Source organism: Rhizobacter sp. P2_H3, from assembly GCF_056403355.1.
This window is the reverse complement of record NZ_JBFUFQ010000384.1, coordinates 1-3,273: the sequence shown is the minus strand read 5'-3', so window position 1 is coordinate 3,273 and position 3,273 is coordinate 1. Positions and strand designations below refer to the sequence as shown.

Annotated in this window: 2 protein-coding genes; both read left to right on the top strand. The window is 69.2% G+C overall.

Annotated features, from left to right (window positions below; genetic code table 11):
• A partial coding sequence (locus tag AC1D1T_RS31280) for a beta strand repeat-containing protein (RefSeq protein WP_477993255.1) occupies positions 1–2,322 on the top strand: 2,322 nt, incomplete at its 5' end.
• 17 nt (positions 2,323–2,339) lie between these two features.
• On the top strand, positions 2,340–3,128 hold the full coding sequence (locus AC1D1T_RS31275; RefSeq protein WP_477993254.1) for an RHS repeat domain-containing protein: 789 nt from the start codon (positions 2,340–2,342) through the stop codon (positions 3,126–3,128).
• Positions 3,129–3,273 lie beyond the last annotated feature (145 nt).

Sequence of the window (3,273 nt, the reverse complement as noted above, 5' to 3'; positions counted from 1 at the left end):
GCGCAGAGCTGGCGCGGCTCGCTGAACGAGGCATCGCCGGTGCTGCTGGCGAGCGAGACCAACATCTATTGCGACGCCTCGGCGTCGACCACGGCCGAAGCGGCTGCGACCGTCATGGCGCCGTGCCCGGTGCCGTCCACGGTGCGGCTGCAGCGGCCGTACCTGTTCCAGAGCAGCAAGACTGCGCGCGAGCTGAACGGCGATGCGCTGCCCGGCACGACCGTGACAAGCCGCTACAACGAGAACGGTGACCCGAAGGAGATCGTGGCGGTCACCACCGGCACGGCCGCGGGGAACGTGGCACAGACCATCACCGCGACGACCAAGCACGACTACGCCCCCAATAACATCGCGGACGACAACTGGGTGCTGGGTGGCGTGCTGCGCTCGACACAGGATCGGGTCGTGCCGAACAGTCTGGCCGCGATAGGAGCGAGCGCCGGCACGGCGCCGAACGCGGCGGCGACGCGCGGCACGCTGCCGGCGGTCACGCTGAGCGCACCGGCCTTTGCGGCCACGCAGATCGGGCAGAGCAGCAGCGCCACGGCGACGCTGAGCAACACCGGTGGCGTGGCGATCAACCTGACGGTGCCGACCGCCGCGGCGGTGTCGTCGGCGTCGGGCAGCGAGTTCGGCTTTGCGGGCACGACCTGCGGCACGACGTTGCCGGCCGGGGCGTCGTGCACGGTGACCGTGAGCTTCATGCCGACGGCTGCCGGCGCGCGCAGCGGCGGGCTGAACATCAACACCGAGCTAGGCGTGAAGGCGGTGGCGCTGTCGGGCGCAGGCCAAGCACCGTCGGGCAGCCTGAGCGCCATCGACTTCGGCAGCGTGGCCGTCGGCAACGTGCCGACGCTGACCTCAACGCTCGCCAACACAGGCGTCGGCCCGCTGAGCGTCACGGTGCCGACAGCGGCATCGGTCAGTGGCACGGACTTCGGCTTCGTCTCGACGACCTGCGGCAGCTCGCTGCCGGTGGGTGGCACGTGCGCGGTCACGGTGCGCTTCCAGCCGACGGCCAATGCCGCACGCAGCGGAAGCTTGAGCATCGGAACAGGTGCTGGGGCTCTGTCGGCTGCACTGAGCGGCACGGGGCTGCAATCGGTGATCTCAGTGACCGGCAATGGCGCAGCGAGCCTGACGGCGCAGAAGGGCGGTGCGGCGGGTGGCGGCACGGTCACCTTCACGAACAGCGGCAACCAGGCGGCGACGCTCGCGATGTCGGGCCTGAGCGCACCTTACTCGGTGAGCCCGGCAAGCTGCACGGCGCCTGCGRGCGGCAACTGCGCCGTGACAGTGTCGATGACGACGGCGGGAGCTATCGGCGCGCAAGGCGGCCAGACCWTGACGGYCACCGGCGGCACGACYGGTGCGGTGTCGGCTCCGGTGGCGGGCACGCTGTACGGCTCGGCGATCTCGGTCACCGGCAACGGCGCGACCGGCCTGAGTGCCACGAAGGGTGGCAGCGCCGCCTCCGGCACGGTGAGCTTCACGAACAGCGGCAACCAGGCCGCGACGTTGACGATGTCGGGTCTCAGTGGCGCGTACAGCGTGGCACCGGGCAGCTGTACGGTCGACCCGGGTGGCACGTGCGTGGTCACGGTGTCGATGAGCACGGGCAACGGCATCGGCGCGCAAGGTGCGCAGACGCTGGTGGCGACCGGCGGTACCTTGGGTGCGGCATCGGCTACGGTGTCGGGCACGTTGACCGGCTCGGTCGCGACGTTCAGCGGCGGCAGCCTGGCCTACGGCACGGTGAACCAGAACTCGGCGGCGCCGGCGAACGTGATCGGGTGGCGCAACGACGGCAACGTGCCGATGACGCTGTCGGGCTTGTCCGGCTTGCCGGGCGTGCTGAGYGTGGTGAGCAACGGCTGTACCAATGTGGCGCCTGGCCTGGCGTGCASCATGACGGTTCAGTTGGCCACCGGCAGCTTGACGARCTTCARCCAGACGGTGAGCACGGTRGGGGCGACRRTGAATGSATYGACCACSGCCAGCGGCACGGTGCAGACGATCCCGGGCGCGCTGTTCAACCTGAGCACGRCCGCGACYTCGACGMCCACSTACACGACGATCACGCTGACGGTGGCGAACCCGTACAGCGCGGCGCAGACGATCACGGCGGTGACCCAGAGCGATGCGGCCACGGCCGGCACGAGCACCTGCTCCGTGGGTGGCAGCGTGGCCGCGTCACCAGGGAGTTGCACCTTCCAGTGGATCTACGACCGATGCACCGCGCGCACGGTGAACTTCAGCGTGAAGAACGCGTTCGGCACCGCGACGACGAGCAAGGCGATCGTGAAGGGGACCTGCCTGTGAAGTACACAAAGCAAGCAATGAAGCGGCTGGCTCAACTGGTGATGCTCGCGAGCGCCGCTGCCGCGCAAGCGCAGGTTCAGCCACCCATTGACCCATTCCACTACACGAAGACGGTGAGCACCACTTACCGCGCCGACGGCCTGGTGGAAACCGAGAAGGTCGAGCCCGACGACCCCAAGCTGTGCGTGCTGACGACGTACGGCTACGACCCGGCGGGCAATCGCATCAGCACGCGGCAGGAGAACTGCCCGGGCGCGAGCGGTGAAGCGCTCTTCACAGCCCGTACGAGCACGACGACCTTTGCAACGCAGACAGTGACGATCGCCGGCCAGAGCATCAAGATGCCTGCAGGCAGCCTGCCGAGCGAGCGCAGGAATGCGTTGCTGCACGGTGAGACGCAGACGGTGGACCCGCGCTTTGGCACGGTGTTGAGCAAGACCGGGCCGAACGGGCTGACCACGCGCTGGGAATATGACGACCTGGGTCGCGCGACGCGAGAGATCCGTGCCGACGGCACGCGGTCGATCACGGCGTACTGCTACATCGCGGGCCGCGTCGACACCGCCACGAACAGCCCGACCTGCCCGAGCCCCGGCGCGGCCGAGATCCCGGCCGATGCGGTGAAGTTCACGCACGCGGAGCCGCGCGATGCAAGCGGCTCGGAGGGCGTCAAGAACGGCCCGTTCACCCGCAAGTCCCGCAAGTACATCGACCGCGCGGGCCGGGTGCTTCGCCAGATCACCGAGGCGTTCGACGGCGCCACGCAACCCGGCGGCACGAACCCCGTGATCGCGACCGACACCTAGTACGTCGATCTGGGCCAGGTGCTGCTGCAGTCGCTGCCGTACTTCCTGGACAGCGGCTCGTCGACCAGCGGCGGCGGCACCGTCGTGGGGTTGTCGCGCTCGGAGAACGACGCGCTGGGTCGCGTCGATCGCACCTACACGGCCT

Coding starts and splice junctions, on each gene's coding strand:
- AC1D1T_RS31275 (WP_477993254.1), top strand. CDS start 2,340: ATGAAGCGGCTGGCTCAACTGGTGATGCTCGCGAGCGCCGCTGCCGCG.